We start from the raw sequence: 5,958 nt of genomic DNA, 5'->3' as shown, positions 1-5,958 counted from the left end.
ATATTACTATTGGTTTTACTAAAAATTATATATATGGTTATAATAATAGAGACAAATATTTCTCTGCATATACTATTAATGATGATAAAATTTTAATAAAAGATATAAAAACAGAGAGTACTGAAGAAACAGCTAATGATAAATATATAAATTTGTTAGGAAGTATATCTAAAATCTCATTAGAAGGAGACGAACTTATATTAACAACTAAAGATAAAGAAAAGTTAATATACAAGATGAAGTCTTAATTTTTTATTTAATATTTTTATAAACAAAGCAATTATTCATTATTATCAGACTCCTAACACTATTATTGATGGGCTTATGATTTTCATTAATTATAAACCCATTGTTATATTGAAAATTTCTATAAAAAGAAAAATATAAAAAATATTATTATTATCAATTACAATGTTTATAATGCTCTCAAGGAAGTAAAAAACAAAACAATATTTAAAAAAACATTAATGGCAAAGAATATCAGACTTGCTTCAAAACCCAATTTGTTGTATTTATACTCTTTTAATTTAATATTTTTTTAATTATAGTTGCGGCTTTGAACCACACGTACATGCACAATTCTTTTGTAGCTCTGCGTACCGACGAAGTCCTCATTTTGTGCTAGCATCTAAAGGCTATATTTTAGCTTAAATGTAATACTATATTTTTCATATAAAATATAGTTAGTATGATTTGATACTATTATATACTTGCACTTTTTTGTTATTTTGGTGAAGGTAAAAAGAAACAATAAAAATTGATAAACTTAAAAATCTCTAGTATATACATAAACAACTATAATTTGTTAAATTTTAATTATTTAAAAATGTAATGATAACTTATAAATAGTATAAAGTATTATTTAGTATTAATAAAAATTTTAAAATGTATTATAATAACTATGTTTTGCTTAAAAAATGCAGTCTTTTTGCTTCTTTGGGTCACCAAAAGAAGTGATGGGGTCTGAGGCTAGCCCCCGAAAATATTAAAAACATAAAAAACAATTTTTGACAAACTTAAAAGTATATACTGATTTTAATTTAATCAACTAAATATATTTTACTGTTTCTTTTTATTAATGTTATATATAGTATAGCTACAAACGTCATTTGTTGCGCTCTTAAGATATATATACAAACCCATTACTTTTTCACTCTATGAATTATATTTTCATAGAGTGTTTTTTATATATCTCATTTTTATGATAAAAAAAACATGTTGATTAAATGAATAATTATTTGTATAATAAGAATATAAAATATATGCTAGGATAAGTAAATTGAAATTTTTAAAGAAAATATGGGATAATTATAATAAAATAAATATAGAGCAATTTAAAAAATTTTATATTGTGTTCATATCAGTTATATTTTTAGCAGTTACTATAGTACTTTCTATTTTAGCAGCTGATATAGTTATGCAGCCAGATGTTCAGGCAGTAGAATTATATAAACCTACAATACCTACAAAAATTTATGATATAAAAGGTGAGGTAATATCAGAGTTTTTTACAGAGCAGAGGGCATTAGTTGAATATAAAGACTTGCCTCCAGAATTGATAGAAGCCATTATTTCTATGGAAGATAATAACTTTATGACACATTTCGGTATAGATATTTTTGGTATATTCAGAGGTACTATAGGTAATATACTTACTGGGAAAAGAGCTAGAGGAGCAAGTACATTAACTCAGCAGGTAGCAAGAAACATAGTATTAAAATCAAGCGAAAGAACCATAACGAGAAAGTTAAAAGAAATTTGGGTAACTTTCCAAATAGAAAAAAGACTTACAAAAGAAGAAATAGTTACATTATATTTCAATCAAATATATTTCGGACACTCTGTTTACGGAGTTCAGGCAGCAAGCAGATTCTATTTTAATAAAGATGTTCAAAATTTGGATTTAGCAGAATGTGCAATGCTTGCTACACTTCCTCCAGCACCTAATGCCTATTCCCCTATTAATAATCCTAATATATCAATAGCAAGACATAAAGTCGTATTAAACAGAATGGCCGATTTAAAGTTTATAACAAGAGAAGAAGCAGCAGAAGCCCATAAAGAGTTTTGGGAAACATATACTGGAAAAATTGGAAGAAGAGGTTCTACTGCATACAGTGCCTCAATAGACAGAGCCCCATATGTTACAGAATATGTAAGAAGACAATTAGTTGATAGATACGGAGAGAAAGCATTAAAAGAAGACGGACTTAAAATATACACTACAATAGATATAGAAAAACAGGAAGAAGCTCAGAGATTATTAACTGAAGCACTTACAGAATATAATAACAAATATGAAGGCGGATCTATGGACATTATCAATATATACAATAGAGAAACCATAGATAGAGTAAAAATGCTTTCTATATTATTTAATCTTCCAGAAAACAGTGCTTATAATAAATTTAATATTGCTGTAAGAGATACTTTAAATAAATACACTACATTACCATTAGCATTATTATCTGATGTATTTGGTATGGAAGAAGTTAATGATATAACTATGGAAGTGATGAAAGCTGATGAGGCAGAACTTTCAAGACAAATTGAAGGAGCATTAGTTGCAATAGACCCAAGAAACGGATATATAGTTTCAATGGTTGGAGGTTCAGGCTTTACTGCAAGAAATCAGTTTAACCGTGCCACTCAAGCCAGAAGACAGGCTGGAAGTGCATTCAAACCTTTTGTATACGCTGCATCAATGGATATTAGTAATTACAGTCCTTCTACTATAGTCAGCGATGCTCCTATAGGTTTTGTGCCAGAAGAGGGAGAAGACGGCGATGTTTGGATACCTAAAAACTATTCTGGAAACTTTAAAGGAGATGTTAGTTTAAGATATGCATTAGCAGCTTCATTAAATATTGCTACTGTTAATGTACTTAACTATGTTGGTATTACTAATGCTATTAACTATGTGGAGCCTATATTTAAAGCTGAACCTAACTCTGATAAATCAAAAAGAATGTTTAATCCCGATTTAACTTTAGGACTTGGTACAGGTCTTTTCACACCTTTAGAACTTACAACAGGTTTTGCTGAGTTTGCAAATGAAGGTAAGGAAGTTAATCCTATACTTATAAGATATGTTACAGACAGATACGGCATTGTTATAGATAATTTTGAGGAAGAGCTTAAAAAAGAAGTAACATTAAGAGGAGGACCTAAACAGGTTATTAGCAAAGAGGCCGCATATTTAATAAGCGATATATTAATGGGTGTATTAAGAGGCGGTACTGCTACAAGTGCAATGTATGAAGCTGGATTTACTAGAAGAGGTGCTGGTAAAACAGGTACTTCTAATGACTGGAAAGATGCTTGGTTTGTAGGATATACTCCGGAACTTGCTACTGGAATATGGATTGGTTTTGATTCATTCAAATACTCTTTAGGAAACAATCAGGTTGGCGGAAGAGTGGCTGCTCCTATATGGGGTAAATATATGGTGGCTGCTTTAAAAGAAGTTAAGCCTACTTGGTATGACAGACCAAATGATATTGTTAGTATGCAGGTATGTGCTATTAGTGGTAAATTACCTGGTCCTTCATGCTATTCATTTCAGACTGATTTATTTATTACTAATAAAATACCAACTGAAACCTGCAATGTATGTTCGCATTATTTGGAAGATTCTAATGAGCTTGACAGTATAATTGATTCTTTCCTCAACTATTAAATATTATTAAGAATATATAAACGGATAAAAATATGGTTGATATAAACTCTGATATATTAAGATACAAAAATATATTAGCTATACCATCTATACATTCTAGGGTATATTTTTCTATGGCAGTGAGAGAGGCTTTTGATAGGTTCAAACCTGATATAGTAGCTATAGAACACCCCGCAAATTTTGCTGATTCTCTGCGTGAGGCTGTAAGCAGACTTCCATATATAAGTTTAATAATAAGGGAAATTGAAAATGAGGCTGTTTATATACCTATAGACCCTTGCGATTCCATAATAGAAGCAGTACGCATTGCTATTGACGAAGAGATACCTTTTTTTCCTATAGATAAAGATATTACTTCTATAAATACTAATTCTCATTATCTTATGCCTGATGACTATGTTATGAAAAATATAGGACTTGACAGATTCTACAATGAAGTTAAATCGAAATATATATTTCATAAAGATGATACCGATGAAGAGAGAGAAATATATATGGCTAAAAATATACATGAACTCTCTAAAAAATATAACAAAATACTTCTTGTTATAGGAATGTCTCATTGGGAGAGTATAGTTTCAATATTAAAAAAGCTTGATAAATTAGACAGTAAAGAAAAAGAAGAAATAATAAATAAAAAACTTGATGAAGACAATGAAGAATATGAATACTCAGAGCCAAAAATTTATAATGTACATAAAGAATCTTTAAATAAAATGCTTGGAGAGTTTCCTTTTACAACTTATATGTATGAATTATACAGAAACGGAGAATTAGAAAACTTTGATAAAATAAACATAATAGAAACAATATTTAAAGAAGCAAAATTAAGATACAAACTTCCTATATCATTATTGCAGCAAAAAAATATGATGAAATATTTGAGAAATCTATGTCTTTTAGATAATTACATCATACCAGATTATATAGATATGCTAACCGCTGCAAAATGCATGATAAATAATGATTATGCATTAGAAGTTATGGAAGGAATGGAATATTATCCGCATTATACCGAAGAAGATGAAAACTACCCTACCATAAAATTAAACAGAGATCCAAGTACTAATGGTATGGAAGGAATGCTTAAAGATAAAAAAATCAAACTTCATAAATATGATAATGTATGGCGTACATCTTTTAAAAAAGTTCATGTAACAACACGTCCTAGCGAGAAATATGAAGGCGAATGGGAGGATGTTTGGAATAAAAGAACTAATTTACTTTCGCATGTACCTGAAGATATACTTATGGAAAAGCATATGAATATACTAAGAGAAAAAATAAGAAATATGCTTACAGAAGATAAAGCCAAAATTGAACCTTTTACTGTAAGTATTAAAGATGGTATTGATATGCGTGAAACTATAAGAAACTACTATAAAAATGAGATATATGTTAAAGAGATTCCAAAGATGAAAGGCAATATCGGACATATGGTAGTAATTTTTGATGATGAGCATGATGAGGATTATGATTGGAATATAGTTTGGTACAGTGAGGCACATGATGACAGCGACTTGATATTATACTCTACAGAACCAGGAAATACGCTTGTAGGACCTGGTATATCAAAATGCTACTTCGGTGGGTATGCTTCTTTAATGCCTCCGCAGGCTCCTCATGATGTATGGAGAATGTACTACAGCCTTAAAAAAGAAAATATTGTCAGAAACTATGCTGATCTTTTACTTTATACTGCTATAATATATTCTGTTGACAAATATTTAGGATATGTTGCTCCTAATCCACCATCTGATATATTAAAAGAGTTTGCTAAAAAAAATTCTGTTGAAATAGTATATGTACCTCTTGCTACATTTTCAAGCGAAACATTAAGAAAATTAAGACATTTTCATGTACTTGGCAACAAAAGACTTAGAAAAATTGCTGATGATTATATAATTTAATTAATTTTTATAGAAAATTTATTTTTTATATATTATTCTATATGTTCTAAAGAAGTATAATTCAAAAGCTCAAAAAATAATTTGCTTGGGAAACTAGAATACTTAACATATCTATGAAAAGGGCGAACTAATATATAATATTTTTCATCTAATAACTTTGAACGTCCTAATGCAAGCAAGAATACACCTGCATACTCACCTGTTATTTTTTCGCTGTAATCATATTCATCTTTAAAATCTTTTACTTTTATTAATGTTTCATCTAAATAATTAAATATTTCATTTTTATAACTTTCTATATTATAAACAATACAATCAGCTATTGAAGAAAGTAAAATAGTATTTGCTTCATTTAATATTTTTTTATCT

2 protein-coding genes and 2 pseudogenes are annotated in these 5,958 nt (G+C 28.7%); 3 read left to right on the top strand and 1 reads right to left on the bottom strand.

Annotation, left to right across the window (positions count from 1 at the left end; genetic code table 11):
- The 3 genes and pseudogenes from KQ44_RS03300 to KQ44_RS03290 all read left to right on the top strand — a co-directional run.
- Positions 1 to 248 (top strand): annotated as a pseudogene (locus KQ44_RS03300) (META domain-containing protein); the annotation flags it as partial.
- Positions 249 to 1,279: 1,031 nt separating this feature from the next.
- Positions 1,280 to 3,679, top strand: a complete 2,400-nt coding sequence (locus KQ44_RS03295) for a PBP1A family penicillin-binding protein (RefSeq protein ID WP_096736231.1) — start codon at positions 1,280 to 1,282, stop codon at positions 3,677 to 3,679.
- Positions 3,680 to 3,711: 32 nt separating this feature from the next.
- Positions 3,712 to 5,589, top strand: coding sequence for a conjugal transfer protein TraB (locus KQ44_RS03290; RefSeq protein ID WP_096736230.1), 1,878 nt, complete (start codon positions 3,712 to 3,714; stop codon positions 5,587 to 5,589).
- A 32-nt stretch (positions 5,590 to 5,621) separates the two neighbouring features.
- Here the strand turns inward: KQ44_RS03290 and KQ44_RS03285 are convergent.
- Positions 5,622 to 5,958: pseudogene (locus KQ44_RS03285) on the bottom strand (hypothetical protein); the annotation flags it as partial.

The organism is Brachyspira sp. G79, assembly GCF_002379365.1.
Lineage (GTDB): Bacteria > Spirochaetota > Brachyspiria > Brachyspirales > Brachyspiraceae > Brachyspira.
Note: the sequence above shows the minus strand (reverse complement) of the source record. Positions and strands in the feature narration are given on the sequence as shown.